The sequence below is a fragment of the Thalassobacterium sedimentorum genome (genome assembly GCF_031127905.1).
GTDB classification, from domain to species: domain Bacteria; phylum Verrucomicrobiota; class Verrucomicrobiia; order Opitutales; family Coraliomargaritaceae; genus Thalassobacterium; species Thalassobacterium sedimentorum.
This window is the reverse complement of sequence record NZ_JARXIC010000012.1, coordinates 86403-102674: the sequence shown is the minus strand read 5'-3', so window position 1 is coordinate 102674 and position 16272 is coordinate 86403. Positions and strand designations below refer to the sequence as shown.

18 protein-coding genes are annotated in these 16272 nt (G+C 49.9%); 3 read left to right on the top strand and 15 right to left on the bottom strand.

Annotation, left to right across the window (positions count from 1 at the left end):
* Nucleotides 1–26: 26 nt before the first annotated feature.
* The 5 genes from QEH59_RS09180 to QEH59_RS09160 form a co-directional block, all read right to left on the bottom strand.
* Nucleotides 27–1544: a UDP-N-acetylmuramoyl-L-alanyl-D-glutamate--2,6-diaminopimelate ligase gene (locus tag QEH59_RS09180; RefSeq protein WP_308985068.1), complete on the bottom strand. Its 1518-nt coding sequence runs from the start codon at nucleotides 1542–1544 to the stop codon at nucleotides 27–29.
* 46 nt (nucleotides 1545–1590) lie between these two features.
* Nucleotides 1591–3405, bottom strand: a complete 1815-nt coding sequence (locus QEH59_RS09175; RefSeq protein WP_308985067.1) for a peptidoglycan D,D-transpeptidase FtsI family protein — start codon at nucleotides 3403–3405, stop codon at nucleotides 1591–1593.
* Nucleotides 3406–3645: 240 nt separating this feature from the next.
* Nucleotides 3646–4023 (bottom strand): hypothetical protein, encoded by a 378-nt coding sequence (locus QEH59_RS09170; protein WP_308985066.1) that lies wholly within the window; start codon nucleotides 4021–4023, stop codon nucleotides 3646–3648.
* 12 nt (nucleotides 4024–4035) lie between these two features.
* Nucleotides 4036–4995 (bottom strand): 16S rRNA (cytosine(1402)-N(4))-methyltransferase RsmH, encoded by a 960-nt coding sequence (rsmH, locus tag QEH59_RS09165; protein ID WP_308985065.1) that lies wholly within the window; start codon nucleotides 4993–4995, stop codon nucleotides 4036–4038.
* A 48-nt stretch (nucleotides 4996–5043) separates the two neighbouring features.
* Complete coding sequence (locus tag QEH59_RS09160) at nucleotides 5044–5505, bottom strand: division/cell wall cluster transcriptional repressor MraZ (protein ID WP_308985064.1); 462 nt, start codon at nucleotides 5503–5505, stop codon at nucleotides 5044–5046.
* 309 nt (nucleotides 5506–5814) lie between these two features.
* On the opposite strand from QEH59_RS09160, the gene metF reads away from it, so the two are divergent.
* From metF to QEH59_RS09145, 3 genes are all read left to right on the top strand, one after another.
* Nucleotides 5815–6708 (top strand): methylenetetrahydrofolate reductase [NAD(P)H], encoded by an 894-nt coding sequence (gene metF, locus QEH59_RS09155; RefSeq protein ID WP_308985063.1) that lies wholly within the window; start codon nucleotides 5815–5817, stop codon nucleotides 6706–6708.
* Nucleotides 6709–6711: 3 nt separating this feature from the next.
* Nucleotides 6712–7014: a gamma-butyrobetaine hydroxylase-like domain-containing protein gene (locus QEH59_RS09150; protein ID WP_308985062.1), complete on the top strand. Its 303-nt coding sequence runs from the start codon at nucleotides 6712–6714 to the stop codon at nucleotides 7012–7014.
* Nucleotides 7015–7120: 106 nt separating this feature from the next.
* Nucleotides 7121–7990, top strand: coding sequence for a UDP-2,3-diacylglucosamine diphosphatase (locus QEH59_RS09145; RefSeq protein ID WP_308985061.1), 870 nt, complete (start codon nucleotides 7121–7123; stop codon nucleotides 7988–7990).
* Nucleotides 7991–8098: 108 nt separating this feature from the next.
* Here the strand turns inward: QEH59_RS09145 and QEH59_RS09140 are convergent, their stop codons facing one another.
* The 10 genes from QEH59_RS09140 to QEH59_RS09095 form a co-directional block, all read right to left on the bottom strand.
* Entirely contained in the window at nucleotides 8099–8296 is a 198-nt protein-coding gene (locus QEH59_RS09140) for a hypothetical protein (RefSeq protein WP_308985060.1), read from the bottom strand.
* 6 nt (nucleotides 8297–8302) lie between these two features.
* Complete coding sequence (locus tag QEH59_RS09135; protein WP_308985059.1) at nucleotides 8303–9937, bottom strand: putative Na+/H+ antiporter; 1635 nt, start codon at nucleotides 9935–9937, stop codon at nucleotides 8303–8305.
* Nucleotides 9938–9981: 44 nt separating this feature from the next.
* A complete protein-coding gene (gene mnhG, locus QEH59_RS09130) occupies nucleotides 9982–10308 on the bottom strand; it encodes a monovalent cation/H(+) antiporter subunit G (RefSeq protein WP_308985058.1) in 327 nt (108 codons plus the stop codon).
* Complete coding sequence (locus QEH59_RS09125; RefSeq protein WP_308985057.1) at nucleotides 10305–10595, bottom strand: MrpF/PhaF family protein; 291 nt, start codon at nucleotides 10593–10595, stop codon at nucleotides 10305–10307. The genes mnhG and QEH59_RS09125 overlap by 4 nt, the downstream gene beginning before the upstream one ends.
* On the bottom strand, nucleotides 10585–10857 hold the full coding sequence (locus QEH59_RS09120; RefSeq protein ID WP_308985056.1) for a Na+/H+ antiporter subunit E: 273 nt from the start codon (nucleotides 10855–10857) through the stop codon (nucleotides 10585–10587). The genes QEH59_RS09125 and QEH59_RS09120 overlap by 11 nt, the downstream gene beginning before the upstream one ends.
* A gap of 50 nt (nucleotides 10858–10907) precedes the next feature.
* Complete coding sequence (locus QEH59_RS09115) at nucleotides 10908–12425, bottom strand: proton-conducting transporter transmembrane domain-containing protein (protein WP_308985055.1); 1518 nt, start codon at nucleotides 12423–12425, stop codon at nucleotides 10908–10910.
* Complete coding sequence (locus QEH59_RS09110; RefSeq protein WP_308985054.1) at nucleotides 12422–12769, bottom strand: NADH-quinone oxidoreductase subunit K; 348 nt, start codon at nucleotides 12767–12769, stop codon at nucleotides 12422–12424. The genes QEH59_RS09115 and QEH59_RS09110 overlap by 4 nt, the downstream gene beginning before the upstream one ends.
* Nucleotides 12769–13215 (bottom strand): MnhB domain-containing protein, encoded by a 447-nt coding sequence (locus QEH59_RS09105; protein ID WP_308985053.1) that lies wholly within the window; start codon nucleotides 13213–13215, stop codon nucleotides 12769–12771. Before QEH59_RS09105 ends, QEH59_RS09110 begins: the two co-directional genes overlap by 1 nt.
* A complete protein-coding gene (locus QEH59_RS09100) occupies nucleotides 13212–15548 on the bottom strand; it encodes a putative monovalent cation/H+ antiporter subunit A (protein ID WP_308985052.1) in 2337 nt (778 codons plus the stop codon). Before QEH59_RS09100 ends, QEH59_RS09105 begins: the two co-directional genes overlap by 4 nt.
* 90 nt (nucleotides 15549–15638) lie before the next feature.
* Nucleotides 15639–16184 carry a hypothetical protein gene (locus QEH59_RS09095; protein WP_308985051.1) on the bottom strand — a complete coding sequence of 182 codons (546 nt, stop codon included), beginning with the start codon at nucleotides 16182–16184 and terminating at the stop codon, nucleotides 15639–15641.
* Nucleotides 16185–16272: the final 88 nt, after the last annotated feature.

Below are 16272 nucleotides of genomic sequence, written 5' to 3'. Positions count from 1 at the left end.
CACTTTGCCCGTAAACACACTCAGCATCAGAATGCGCCCTCTTTCAATCGGATCAGCTCCCGTGCAACTTGGCGATCGTCAAAGGGAATAACCGTTCCGTCAAACTCCTGAAATGCCTCATGTCCCTTCCCGGCGATCAGCACGCAATCCCCAGCCTGCGCACAATCCAAAGCTAGTGATATTGCATGCTTGCGATCGCTAACATAATGCGCTCGCTCACTGTCAGTAGCTTCACGCATATCAGAGAAAATTTGATCGATTGACTCTGTACGCGGATTATCCGAAGTGACAAAAACTTCATCTGAACCAGCGAGTGCAGCTCGCAACATCGGTGCACGCTTACTACGATCGCGGTCACCACCGCATCCAAAGACGACAATTAGACGCCCCGCGGTAATTTCGCGCAGCATGGAGCACGCGTGAATCAACGCATCATCCGTATGCGCATAATCGACTAACACATTGAATGGCTGACCTTCATCCATACGCTCCATCCGCCCTGGCACACCGGGAAATGTCATCACCCGCTGTAAAATCGGCTCGATCTCATGTCCCTTCGCACGCGCAATCGCTAGCGCTGCAAGTAAATTACTCACGTTATAGCGGCCCAGTAATGGCGCACACACCTGAATCTGTCCTTCCGGCCAAGTCAGGCGAAATTCAGTGCGATCTGCGAATAAAGCCACATCATCTGCACGAATAATAGCCGAGTCAGCTTCAATACCAAAACTGATTGCACCTACCCCATCTGGCAACTCACTAAGAAGACGACGACCATATGCGCAATCGACATTAATCACAGCCGCCCGTGGGCGACGCCCAGTCTCCCCGGTAAAGAGCCTCTTCTTGACCTTGTAATAGCCTTCCATCGATTTGTGATAGTCGATGTGATCTTGCGTAAGATTGAGAAACACCGCGACTTCCACATCCACACCATAGGTGCGTTTCTGGTCAATACCATGCGAACTCACCTCCATCACTGCTTCACTACACCCGTGGTCCACCATTTGGGAGAGCAATGCATAGACATCCACCGACTCAGGAGTGGTACGAAAGGAAGGCAAAGTGCGTTTCCCCAAATCGTAGCGTATGGTACCAAGCAATCCCACCTGATCCTGACCACCAATCAAATGTTGGGTCAACATGGATACAGTGGTTTTTCCATTCGTGCCAGTGATTCCGGTCACACCTAACTTCGCGTCTGGTGCATCATAAAATTGACGTGACACCAATGCCAATGTCTTCCGCACATCTGAAACCTGAATGTAATCAATCGGAAAATGCTGACCAAGATTCTCCTCAGTAATAATAGCGACCGCACCACGATCGACAGCTTCCTCCACGTATAAATTACCATCGGTCCGTAGACCACCAATCGCAAAGAATAAAGCACCCGGCACCACACGACGACTATCAGTAATAAGGCAGGCAACTGGACTATCTTCGCGTATTTTTTGGCGAATGGTTTCCATACCTGTAAGCAATTGGCTGACGCGTGGATTCATAGCTGGAGTCTGAAGATCATTGTTCGTCACAAGTGCCATGTGACGTGAGTAAGATTGGCGAGCGCCATTAGCAGAAAGCAAAGTGCTAATTTGAAATTCTGCTAGACCTATCATAGATAGAAGGTTGTAAATTAACAAAAGAAGCATCCGAACGAGCGGGACGAATGCCTAAATACGCGATGCAGGCTTCAGCAATGTTACGAAAAGCTGGAGCCGCAACCGCTCCACCGTAACCCACTCCATTCGACTGTGGGTCATCCACAACCACGGTGATGACCAGTGAAGGATTCTCCGCAGGGAAAAATCCACTAAACGAAGCGACATGATGCTGTCTGGAATATCTACCATTCACGATCTTCTGCGTGGTGCCCGTTTTACCCGCCACATCGTAATTATCGATCGCGGCGCGACGAGCGGTACCCTGGTCCCCGACAACATCGGCCAACATGGAAGCAACGCTGTGCGCCACTTCTGTCGATATGACCCGACGTTTAGCTTTTGGCTTAAAACGAATCACATCCTGCCCATTTGCATCAAAAACGCGCTTAGCCATCATCGGTTCCATCAAAACACCATGATTTGCAATCACAGACATTGCCGAATGTACTTGCATCGGAGTCGCACTCACCGCGTGCCCCATTGGTAAACGCGTAATAGTCAGACCATCCCAGTTGCGGGGAGCGTGCAGGGTTCCTGTGATCTCACCGCCCAAATCACAGCCGGTGGTCTCACCAAAACCAAAAGCAGCTGCATAGTCATGAAGTCGCTGCTCACCAAGTAACAAGCCTAAATGAGCTGCTCCGCGATTACTGGATTTCATAACGATGTCATGCACAGATAAACTCTCATATATACGATGATCATCAGGTAAAGACAGTGTACGGCCCTTATAACTGACACGCTTCACACCTGTTTGAAACATATCATCCGCATGAACCAATCCCTCATTCAAAGCAGCAGCAGCGGGTACGATTTTAAAAGTAGAGCCCGGTTCGAAAACATCTGTCAAAGCACGATTGCGCTGCGAACCGATAGGGTACTTTTTAGTGTTATAAAATTCATTCGGGTCGTAGCTGGGATAGTTAGCCATTGCGAGCACCGCACCTGTGGTGGGCTGACTGACAATCACACTAATTCCCTTGGGCTCATACTCCTGAGCAAGACGAGTGATCTCAGCTTCCACAATGTGTTGTACCATCTGATCGATGCTAAGCTCTAGATTCAATCCATCGGTCGGCTCCACTTCACGCTCTCGGTATTGTGCAAGCTCATGACGCTTGCCATCACGCTCAGTCTCCCGCCAACCATCTTGCCCACGCAAATAATAGTCAAAGAAGCGCTCGACCCCAGTCACTGGAGTCTCCTCCTTATTCACATAGCCAAGTACGTGTGCAGCGAGTTGTCCCGCTGGATACGCACGCGAATGACTTTGATTCCCATACACAGCACGAAACCCAAGTGCCTTGATTGCATCATGTGTCGCTTCATCCACCTCCTTCGCGAGTACCGCCCAACGAATCAAACGCACCTCTTTACTATCTTCAGAAACCTTTCGTGTCTTACGCGCAATTTTCTCTTCAATTTCAGACAATGGTTTACCTAAAATCCGCGCTAATTCAGGAAGTTTCTCCAGGTCACTGTCAAGAACCGCCTGCGGATCCACTCCAATGTTATAACTGGTTCGTGTCGTCGCTAATAAATTCCCCCGTGTATCTACAATGTTCCCACGTCGCGCCTCAACAACGTTCACCATCTTACGGTTGCCTTCGACATATTCCAGAAGGGTATCCTGATCCCACACATGCAAGTAGAATAAACGCCCGAGTAATACACAAAAAGCGCATGCCACTGCTAGTGATATCAGCGATGATCGTCCACTGGATACGAAGGCCTTACTCATTAGATTAATTCAAGCAATGCGATTCTGACGATCGTTTTTATACAGGTTCTCCAAATCACGTAAGGTTCTGCGCGATGGAATCAACGGTACTGGCGGATTGGAGGCGGATATGTTATCAGCGGCACAAGAAGACTGTGCAAACAGAGTCGATGGCTCTGGCATATACGTGGCACGTTGGGCACGGCAACGAAAGTAGTCTGAGGTAACATGCATGGTTCGTATACAGTTGGTAGCGAAGGATTAGCGGCTACTGTCAAAATCAAGCAAAGCTAAATCCATAGAAACTTCGTAAGGTTGTGAAACTGCATAAGTGCGCCCTTCTGCCAGCTGACGCTCTTGCACGAAAACAACTTGATCCTCAACAGAAGGACGTAAGATACCAGCAACTTTCCCCTGTAAAACTACCGGCTGATGGTAACCGGCGATCCGTTCATCCAAGTAGCGCAGTTTGCGCGAGGTTTCTGCAAGTTGCGACTCGAGTTGTTTACTGTTTTGGGCCGTACGAGAAATCTGCTGCTGCATCCAAACAATGGCAAAGGCACTTCCTACAGTGACAGCAACCATGGAGAAAATCAGCACGATGACGTGCCTGCGTGCTCTAGAAGATAATTTTAACATATAATAAAAGAATTAGGAAAGTTTACGAACGGCACGTAGACGCGCACTGCGGCTCCGTGGATTATTCTCAATTTCAGATTTACCCGGACTAATGGGGCGTGTGGAAACCATAGTCGCCCGCACTTCGCGCTCATCTTGAGTACGGTTGTCATGGGCATGCTCTGGGCGTCCAGCCATTTTACGACAAAAGCGCTTAACAATACGGTCTTCCAGAGAATGAAAGCTGATCGCCGCTAAGACGCCTCCGGGCAAAAGGCGATCGAACGCAGCTGGCAGGCCACGTTCGATCGCACTCAACTCATCATTGATCTCAACTCGAATACCTTGAAAAGTACGGGTGGCCGGGTGCACCGCCTTACGCCCACGCGGGGTTGGCCCCACTGCGTCACTAATCAATGCAGCCAACGACTGCGTGCGTTGTAGTGCACCAGTGCCGCGCGCGTCCATAATGGCTTTAACCACACGGCGTACACGCGGCTCTTCTCCATAATTACGCACAGCGCGAACCAATGCTGCCTCCTCCGCAGTTTCCAAAAATTCGGCAGCACTAATCCCCTCCTCCGGGTTCATGCGCATATCAACCGGGGCATCATAACGAAAGGAAAAACCACGCTCTTCTGTGTCCAGTTGAAAGGAAGACAATCCAAAATCAAACAGAATACCGTGAAAACCAGATTCATCCAAATCTCCCAGATCACCAAAATTAATATGATGCAGGCGAAAGCGTTCACCAAATTCTGCTTTGAGCGCAGCAGCTCGTGGCAATGCGGCTGGGTCACGATCCAAAGCCACGACTGTAACATCCTCTGCAGCTTGCAACATCGCACGGGTATGGCCGCCCCCCCCAAAGGTTCCATCCAGTAGCTTGACACCTGCACTCGGAGCCAACAGCTCTAACGTCTCTTTAAGTAAGACGGGAACATGGCCACTGTTTGTGCCAGCTGTGACGACATCATCGGAGGAGAAAGACATTGATTGGGTGCGGTAGCGTAAAAATTCTGTTTTAAGTGTAGGAATGGGTTAGAAACCGAAATCTTTCGCAATTTCAGCCAAATCTTCGCCGGCCTCATCATCGGCCATCAACTGATCATAGAAGACTTCGTCGTAGATCATAAACTTGGAGGCCTCCCCGAGTAACACTACTGACTTAGCGATACCAGCGTGCTTAATAAGCTTATCGTTCAAATTAATGCGCCCCTGCTTATCACATGAAAAATTATGCGCCATGGACATGATACGACGTATCGCACGCTGACCGTCCTTATTTCCCATGCTGATTTGCGAGAAACGCTCATACAGCTGCTCAATCATCTTGGGAGGATACACCGTAACCGATTTCTCAGTTAAACTCGGCAATGCAAGAAAGTTATTATCCTCAGAATCCACCTTGGGACGCCACTGCGACGGGATAGTCAGACGACCTTTGTCGTCCACACTATGACGATATTCGCCGAAAAACTTCCCTGTGTTGTGCGCGCTCATTTATGCCTCAGTAAACCATTTCACTCCATTTCGCCCCATTTTGCCCCACACGTCAAGTCACTTTTATTTGATTTTCTCTTAAAAACGGCTGTAAATAAATGAGTTAAGTAACTTCCAAGCCGAATCCCAACACCACCAATCAACATTCAACATTCCCCCAACCAAGCCCCCACAGCGCCCCACTTGGCGCCCACTCAGTAAGCATTGCCATCCAACCCTCCCAAGGCTCACAGTACCTCGAAAAAGATTTCGCCGCAGGTTCAGCAATATCCTTTACATATCATCATATCAGCATAACTTGATGCGTTTATGTCAGACATTTCTCTTAAACAACGCTTACTTTCGGGCAGCCCCCTATTCTCAATTGAATTTTTCCCGCCGAAAACGGATGCATCTGCCGAGCAACTATTACGAACCGCAGAAGCACTAAAGGCGTACGCACCAGATTTCGCTTCAATTACCTACGGAGCCGGAGGAAGCACACGCAGTCGTACACTCAAATACGCACGCCACCTACGGGAGGATTATGGCTACGCAGTAATGCCTCACCTGACCTGCGTCGGGCATTCTCGCGATGAGCTACGTGGTATCATTGCAGAATTTCGCGATGCAGGCCTAGGACAAATTATGGCTCTACGCGGCGATCCTCCCAAGGGGGAGAGCAACTTCAAGCCTCACCCAGACGGCTTGCATTACGCCAATGAACTCGTGAATTTAATCCACGAAACGTACCCTGAATGCACAGTGGGAGTCGCTGGCTATCCCGAGATGCACCCAGAAGCCCCCACTGCGGATGCCGATCTGGTTAATTTAAAACGCAAGGTTGATAGTGGCGCACATTTCGTAACCACCCAGCTCTTTTTTGATAATGAAAAGTATTTTTCATTCGTTAAACGTGCCCGCGAAGCCGGAATCAAAATTCCCATTCTCCCTGGACTCATGTGTATTTCCTCACGCGAGCAAGCGCTGCGCTTCTGCGATATGTGCGGCACCACGATACCCAGCGAACTCGAGCAACGACTACTAAGTGCCGCTAACGACGCCAAGGCCGTAGAAGCAGTCGGCACGAGTTGGGTATTTGAGCAAGCCCGCGAACTCCTTGACCGCGGTGCCCCGGGCATTCATCTCTACATACTAAATCGCAAAGGACCTGCTGTTGAGCTAATGAAACAATTAAAGAACGCGGGGTATTATCAAGCATAAGCCATGAAACCTAAGGACATCCAACTGATTGGCACTGAACTCGCAATTTTGTGGGAAGACGGCAGTGAAAGCTATTTCCCAGCTGAGTTTTTGCGTAAGCACTCTCCCAGCGCACAAAACATTGGCGAAGTTGATATTCTAGGTAACCAATATGGAGGCGACGGCCCCAAGGAATTTCCGGGCGTCACTATCACTGGCTGGGATTTCCAAGGCAATTACGCCTTTCGACCGATATTCAGCGACGGACACAGCAGCGGCCTCTTCAGCTGGGATTACCTCAAAGAACTGGAATCCAAGTTACAGTAGTGCAACAAAAGCAACGGGCGCGTAACATCTCCCGTTTACTATGTAATTTCTTTGACTACAAGGGCTTGTAGAATCAACAAAGTCAGGCGATTTAATAACAATCGCTATGAAAAAAACAACCCTCTCCTACAAAACGATCATCCTCTCAGATGTGCATTTAGGCACCGAGGATTGCAAGATCGACGAGGTCAACCACTTCCTCAAGCACACCCACTGCGAGAAGTTGGTGCTCAATGGCGACATCATCGATGGCTGGAGCCTTGCCCGCCATGGCGGTTGGAATGAAAAGCACACACGCTTCATTCGCTTAGTGCTCAAAAAACTGGAAAAGCGCAACACCGAGGTCATTTACTTGCGAGGCAATCATGACGACATCCTCACTCGCTTCCTTCCACTCTTTTTCGGCAAGCTGCGCATCGTCAACGAGCACATCCACGAAGGCACCAAGGGGAACTATTTGGTCGTACATGGCGATGGTTTCGACGCTGTCACCATGAATCATAAATGGCTGGCGGTGCTAGGCGACATCGGCTACCAAAGCCTGCTTAAGCTCAATCGAGTGTATAATAAATACCGCGCATGGCGCGGCAAAGAGTACTTCTCTTTAAGTAAGGCGATCAAGGCACGCGTCAAATCAGCCGTCAGCTTTGTGGGCAAATACGAGGAACAACTACAAAGCTTCGCAGAGAAGCGCAATTGCGCAGGCATCATTTGCGGCCACATTCATACCCCCGACAACAAAATGATCGGCAACACCCACTATCTGAATTCCGGCGACTGGGTGGAATCATTGACTGCACTCGTCGAATACGAAGATGGACGCTTCGAGGTGATCGGCTATCCGGAATTTTGCCGCCGCTTGGATGAAAAAACACAGCTCAAAGCGCTAAAGAAGCTCGCTGCTGGAGAAGCCGACCTCGCCCCGGTTGAAGAAGACGACCTCGAAATAAACATGCCACTGCCATTTGCCTCCTAAAAGGATGCGCCCGCGACTCCTGAGAAGGCGAATAGAGCTTAACGTCGAATGCGTATACAGCGGGCCATTTTATCGTGAAGGCCCTGCTTTCGGTTCGTCCAACTACCATCAATCATCCGACGAATAGGATCCGTCCGGATGATTGACCGTCTCCACACTTTCTTCGATCACACGCTCCGTTGAAAACAAGCCGTAAGGATCCTCCACCAGTACAGAATTGGGAAAGATCAGACCTCCGATCACAAAGAAAGGAAACATCGCCAGAAAACGGCACCAAAACCCGGCATAGCGGTCCCTCTCATGCATAGATAATTAGTGGGGCAAGACCATAAACATAATTGCCATCACCAATGTGGGGAAAAGTGCCGCAAGCAGCAACTTCAATGGAGACACGCCGCCCTTAAAATGCTTATTCAAAATACTCTGTCCTGCTGGGTTCGGCGCATTGGCAATCACAGTCAATCCACCACCGGTAACCGCCCCTGCGACCACCGCATATTCCAATCCTTGCGCATTGGAAAGCGCATTACCTGCCTTAGTCACCCAGTGATCCGCCACCATCATATCAGGGCTAAAGGCCGGCACCTGCGAGGCTAGAAAAGTAATCGCGGCATTATCATTAAAAGCAGTCAAAATGGTCGCACCAATAAAGAGTGGCACTTCCGCCAGAGAACTCAGCACTGGCGAAATCCACCAGCCTTGCAAACCACCATGCGTCACGAGGCCCGCGAGAAAAAAGCCCACTAACAAGGGCGACTTTAACTGAATATCATATTGGTGATGGTGCGTCGCCATCGTAAAGGCGAGGAAGAACAAAAAGCCACCAATGAAGAAAGCCGGATGATGAAGCGTCAGCACAGTCCAGGCGACAAAGCCCAGATGCACCAAAACAATCCATAAAGGCGCAGGTTCCGGCTTGGGCTCTGAAGCCTGTGACGCGGCGATCTCATTCGCACGCTCCTTCATTTCTGCAAAATTCTTCCTAAAGATCAAAAAGTAAACCGTGGTGGCCATGGCCACACCAAGCACCGCACGCCATCCAAAATGCGTAAACATATAAGGCAGATTCCAATGCCAAGTGTCGGCGACCATCAGCACCGGGGGAGCCGCGAAGTGAGTTAGAGTGCCACCGACTGAAATGTTTACGAACAGCAAACCAAGCGTTGCATACTTAAATGTTGGCGAAGGGTTCAAGGCATAAAACTGTTGCCCCAGCAGTAGCGCTGCAATCGTCATCGCAGCGGGTTCAGTAATAAATGAGCCCAACAAAGGCGCGACTATAAGAATCGAGAGCCACCACGCCGCGGGACTTTGTTTACCGATGGAGGCCACTCCACGCATGGCCGTCTCTGCAATCTGAATAACAGGACGACTCGACGCAATTGCCATGATAATGACCACAAATACTGGCTCGGTGTAATTTCGCGTATCCACATAGAACGCCGCCACACTCAAACCATTATGCTCCATCAGCGCAAGCGACACAAAGAGCGGAATCAACCAGATACCAAAAATGGCCTCAACTTCGCCCAAGAAATGAAAGAGTGTGGCCTTAAAGCTAACCGGCTCTTTGCCCTCGACATACACCTTGTTATGCGAGCTCATATTCGCGCGGTGCTCCACCTCGAACTTGTGTGCCATTTTATTAAACGTAGTCGCCAAGAAGGTATGAATCACCGCGAGAAAGAAAATAATAGTCGCGACTAGGTTAAAAGGATCCGCTTCTGCACGAATCTTTAATTGATCCATCAGTCCCAATTCATGCCCTACTTCCTCCGCATGATGCGCTTCCATCTCAGCATATGCGGATTCGGGGATCGGGAAAACGATCTCCTCCCCATGTGAGCCCCCCCCACCGCCGCTCGCATGTAGCTGGCTAGTGGCACAGGCCCCAAGCAATAGTAATAGCAATACTCGGAAGTAAGAGACGGCAGTGGTAGCTTTCATCGACCACAGAAACAATGTGCGCCGAGACCTGAGGCAAGCACTATTTACTCGGCTTCATCCTCAGCTAATTGATCGTGCACAGTCTTGGACCAGAGAGCAACGCCCCTACGATAAGCCGCCTGTGCAATGGTTTGCGCTGCCACAGGCGTGGTCAAATAAAAGAACACAATAATTAAACCAACCGTAATGATGGCCCGCAGACTTCCAAAATGGATAGCTGCCGCCAGCAAAAGTAAGGCGGCACCGAAGGCCCCTGCCTTAGTCGCCGCATGCATACGTGCATAAAAATCCGGAAACCGAAGGACACCTAATGCCGCCACAAAAGCGAAAAAAGCACCCAATATGAGTAATAGTGCAACCAACCAACTCATTGATCTCCTCCCTTTCCTAAGTATCGCGCAAAGGCAACCGTTCCAATGAAACTAACAATCGCAATAACGAATGCAGCATCCAAAAGCACCTGCTGATCAAAATGTATCGCGAACATCACAATGATACAGAGGCAAATCCCTCCAATCAAATCCAATGCCACCACACGATCAAATGGTGTCGGCCCCTTCACGATACGCAATAATGCCAGTGCCAGCGCAGCGACCAACAAAATCGACGCCACCAAACTAGCCAACGCAAGCGGCATTCCCAATTCTTCAAAATACATTGCGCACTCGCTTTCCGTAAGTATCTGAAAGTTCAGCACTGAGCACAGCTAAATCTTCCTCGAGGTACATGGCATGTAAATAGAGCTTATCCTGATTTTCAGAAAAGCAAATGCCTAGCGTGCCAGGTGTCATCGTAATGAAATTCGCCATAAAAAGAAGCTGGCGATCACTCATACCGGCGACATCCACAGCAATAATGCCTGGTTTCATATGATGCGTCGGCGTAAGCACGTCGTAGGCAACGCGGAGATTGGATTTCACAACTTCCCCAATATAGAAGGCTATAAAGCCTATAAAGTGTAATATGCGCCTCATGGCAGCACCTCCGTGTTAGGTTGTAAAACCGCTGAAATATATTCTTGCGGGTTCAGTAATTGTGCAGCGGCTCGTTCAGCGAAACTAAATAGAGGCTCTCCAAAGAGTCCGATCCAAACTGTCGTTACAGCTAAGACAGTAATCGGTGCCAACATATAAGCCAGACGCCCCACTGGGTTCGGCAAAGGGCCCGCTCCGACATTCTCGGGCTGTTGCTTCCAAAAGGCCTCGCCCCAAATTTTTGTCATCGAATACAGAGTAAGTACCCCGACCAGTAACGCCGCCGTCACGGCCCACCAACTTTCGATCTCAATACCTGATTTCACCAGAGCGAATTTCGCCCAAAAACCTGACAACGGCGGAATACCACCGAGCGAAAAGGCAGGTATAAAAAAGAGGATCGCCAGCCACGGAGCCGACTTACACAGACCACCGACTTTTGCCAGATCACAACTCCCCTTGAGCCGAATCACCACACCACTGACCAGGAAGAGGTTTGTCTTCACGATAATATGGTGCACAAGATAAAAGATTGCAGCAGCCAGCGCAAGAGGCGTCATAAAAGCTAGCCCCAGCACCATGTAACCGATCTGACTGACAATGTGAAACGACAAGATCCGCCGCATGTCGAAGTGCGACGCCGCACCGAAGACTCCAGTCACCATCGTCAGCACCGCCAATACGAGGATTAACGGCTGCACCTCGGGAAAAATCGGCGCAAACATGAGCGTATACGAGCGAAACAACGCATAGACACCCACCTTGGTCAACAGACCCGCAAAGACTGCGGAAACAGCTGAAGGCGGCGTATGATACGAAGCGGGCAACCAGAAAAAGAAAGGAAAGATACCTGCCTTGAGTCCGAAGGACACCAGCAAAAGCATGGAACTACTAATCACCCAATTCACATCTTCGGCCACACTCAAATTATACGCCAAGTCGGCCATATTAAGCGTACCCGTCTTGCCATAGATAATACCGGCCCCCGCGAGGAACATGACCGAAGAGAGCAAATTCAAACAGACATATTTAAGGCCACCTTCCAGCTCACCTTTCTCTCCCCCCATGGAGATCAGCACAAAGGAAGCAATCAGCATGATCTCAAACCAAACATAGAGATTGAACAAGTCCCCGGTCAAAAAGGCGCCATTGACCCCGAAGAGCAAAATTAGATACAAAGGAAAAAAGAATTTCCTAAGCCGCGCTTCGTCGATTTCAGCCAGCGCATAGATCGCCACGGCAGCTCCCATAAACGAGGAGACCGCAACCATCACCGCACTAAAGCGATCCGCAACCAGACTGATCCCAAAGGGTGCCTGCCAATCGCCCACTTGAATCACAACGAAACCTGCGCGATCCACCACGTAGACCAGATAGAGGGAGAGCGCAAAAGTCACACTGGAGAACACAATTCCGCCCGCTCGCTGAAAGGCGAGAGAGCGATGTCCCAGCAAGAGGCTGACAGCCCCGACTAGCGGCAAAAGCAATGTAAGGAGTAAGCTGTATTCGTTCACGTATCCGTGTTGTTAAAGGCGTTAATATCGTCGTCACCTACGGCCTCGTGAGCGCGCGTGACCAATGCCAGCAAAAAAGCAGTCAAACCGAAACCGATGACGATTGCGGTCAAGACCATCGCCTGCGGCAAGGGATCTCCGAAAGGTGCCGGTGGCGCGACACCGTCGGCTGGCACCAGAGCAGGACGTCCCGCCAGCAAGCCACCGGTAGTAAAGACCAGTAAATTGGCTCCCTGTGAAATCAGCACCACGCCGATAACCAGCTTCACAATGCTGCGACGCATCAAGCAATACGTGCCAGTCGCAAAGAGAACGCCGACTAAAACTGCGATCAAACTTTCCATTATTCTTCGTGCTCCTTTATTTCAGTGTAAGCAAGTTCCGCCAGGCAAAAGGTGGTATGTAGTGCGAAACCGATGACCACCATATAGACGCCGACATCAAAAACCAGTGGTGTGCCCAAGTGCACCTTACCAATCAATGGTAGCGAAAAGCCGGGCAACCATTCACCCGTCATGAATGGTGCGCCTCGCAACAAACTGGGCATACCACTCACAACTGCCACCAACAACCCAAGCGCCATCAGCTTGACTGGCTCGATTCGTAGTAATTCTTTGGCGCGTTCCATCGAATCCCCCAGCCCGACTAAAATAAACGCGGTTGCCGCCAAGAGTCCACCAATGAAGCCCCCACCAGGCAAATTATGCCCACGATAGAGCACGATCAAAGACAGTACCAAGAGTGCTGGAAACAACAAGCGACTCGCTTGATTTAAAATAAAGTATTTCATGAGCGCTTGCCCTTCCCCTTAAGACCTGACTTCACCAGTGCAGCAATTCCGAGAGCGGCAACGGTGACCACCACAATCTCGCCCATAGTATCCAGAGCTCGAAAATCGACTAGAATGACATTCACGACATTCTTGCCCTTGGCCTCCGGGTAGCTCATTGCGGCTAGCTGATCGGAGATCGCATGATCAAACTGTATATTCACCGCCTTTAATAGCAGTATGGTGATCAAACCACCAAAAGCCGTCGCCATAATGCCATCTCGCAATCGGGTGAATCGGCCGGAAATGGTCTTCAGTGGTGGCAAACGCAGCACAACAAACATAAACAGCACCACCGTCAGCGTCTCCACCAGCAACTGGGTAATCGCCAAATCCGGCGCACCATAATAGGCAAAAATCAAGGCCACACCAAATCCAACCACTCCGAGGGCAACCAGCACCGTGATATAAGAGCGTCCAGTGACAGCCACCAAAGCCGCAATGATCATAATGATTACCAGGCAGATAATCAGCAAATCATAGGCCGCCCAATCGACGCTAAAATTAAGGCCACCGAAACTGACAATGGCCCACGTCAGGAAACCAACCGTCGTCATAACGATCAGGAAAACATAGTCGTGTAAACGTCCTGTTTGTAACCAGCGGGTCTGTGCCTTCGAAAACCAAATCGTGGCATTAAAAATGCGCCCATACATAGCCTCGGCTCCATAAGGTTGAATCGTAGTCAACACACGATCCGCCACCGCCCAGAAGCGTGCGCGGTTTAAAAAGACAAAAAAACCACCCAGCACAGTCACCCCACTCAACAGTAATGGCAAATTAGGCCGCACGAGGTTCCACAGTGCCAGGTCCAGGTGCGCGATTTCAGCACCGCGAATTGCCGCCAGTGCTGGAGCCACCATAAATTCTGTCACCCAGAACGGAATGATTCCAATCACCAAACCAGCGACCGAAAGCACAATAGGCCCAAGCCACATAGCCAATGGAGCCTCATGGGGCTTCTTAGGTAAGACAGCGTGATTCGGCTTACCGAAAAAGGGCCCCACCCCAGCCTTCAGGGCCAAGCCCATCATAATTAGATTCCCCACTAATGCCACGACGAGGAAGATCAGCTCAGCACCATTGAGTTTGACCCCGGCTTTATAGATCAACTCCTTACCAATGAAACCGAAAAAAGGCGGCAGCCCCGACATCGACAGCGCCGCAAGGCCCCCAGCTAATGCCGAGATTGGCATCAGTTTTCTCAAGCCGCGCAAGAGTGTGACATCACGGGTGCCCGTCTCGTGGTCGATCGATCCCACCACCATAAAGAGTGTCGCCTTATACAATGCGTGCCCGATTAAAAAGACCACCATCGCTTTAATCGCGTATTCCGATCCAATCCCAAGCAGCATGGTCAAAACACCGAGCACCCCGAGTGTGGTGTAAGCCAAAATGGATTTCACATCCTTCTGGAAAAGCCCCAGAAACATCGCTAACAATAGCGTTAAGCTACCAAAAATGGCCAAGGTATACTCCCACAGCCCACTGCCAGCGAAGGATGGATTGAGGCGAGCCATTAAATAAATGCCAGCCTTGACCATAGTCGCCGAGTGCAAATAAGCACTGACTGGAGTCGGCCCTGCCATCGCATTAGGCAACCAAAAGTGAAAAGGCACCTGCGCACTCTTCGTAAAAGCGCCGCCTAAAATCAAAATAACGATCGCCGTGAACCAAGGGCTGCCTTGCAGCAGATCGCCCATACGGGTAATCTCTGCTAGCGAATAGCTCCCCGTCACAGTGCCAATCAAAATGAAGCCGACCAACATCGCCATGGCTCCCAGTCCCGTCACCAATAAGGCCTGCAATGCCTTCCAACGGGTTTCTTTTTGTTCGTGATTGAAACCAATTAACAGGTAGGAACTGATACTGGTCAACTCCCAGAACACAAATACTAAGATTAGGTCATCTGAAACAACCAGCCCCAGCATCGCGCCCATAAAGGCCAATAAATAGAGATAAAACCGCCCTAATTGCGGGTGCCCATGCATGTAACCACCCGCGTAAATAACGATAAAGCCACCGATCCCGGTAACCAGTAAAGCCATCAACAACGACAAGCCATCCAGCCGTAGGCTAAAAGACGTATCCAAGACCGAAAACCAATCGACTTGATAAACTAAAGCCTCCCCCGCCTCAATCATCCCCGCCTGAGCGACTAACATGATAAAGGCAGAAAATGGCGCGAATGCGAGCAACCACCCGGCACGATCACCTAAATAACGCACCAAGGTCGGTGCGAGGCAGGCCGTTAAAAAGATAATGGCTAAGCTCAGAATGAGAATGGTAGGCATATTCGAGTAGGAATTTGCGCCTACCATCCAAACAACTCACTTAGGTTCAAGCCTAAGCGGACTTTTTTTTGAAGAAAAATGAGAAAGCGACTATCCGCCCCCGGCTTTCTCCACCGGAATATCACTATCCGAACGATTGCGTCTAAATTGATAGCGATTCAAATCACGCAACGAAAGTTCTTCTGCCATATCCCGAAATTCCTCAGAGTCCTGCAGCATCATATAGTATAACTTTCTATCCGCAACAAGACTTGCCCGATCATCCATTTCGATTCCAGCTTTTTGATGTAGATCTGCCATACGATCGTTCCAACGCGACATATCGTAATCAACCTGTTTGCGGTCCAATGTTTTGGTCTGAAACATTTGCTTATCTTTATCCTCGGTTAACGCGATCCCGGCACGCTTACTCCCCACTGGCGAAAAATGCTTATCCCATTGCTCAATCGGGAAGCTCTTATCCATCATGGAATTTGCCTGCGGCTGCGCCCACATTTGCTTCTTTACGCGCTGATCTTCGACATTGTTAGCACGACGGCTACCAAAACCTGCAGAACGGGAACGACTACTCGCATCGACGATCGACACAGACAACGCCAGGGTGCAACACAGTAATATAGGAACTCGAATATTCATCTCGGGGGTAAGTAAAGACGAGATTAATACTTAATCAACACCATCAAATCAAGTGCTAAGCCCACAGAAAGCGAGTTTGTCAAAGATT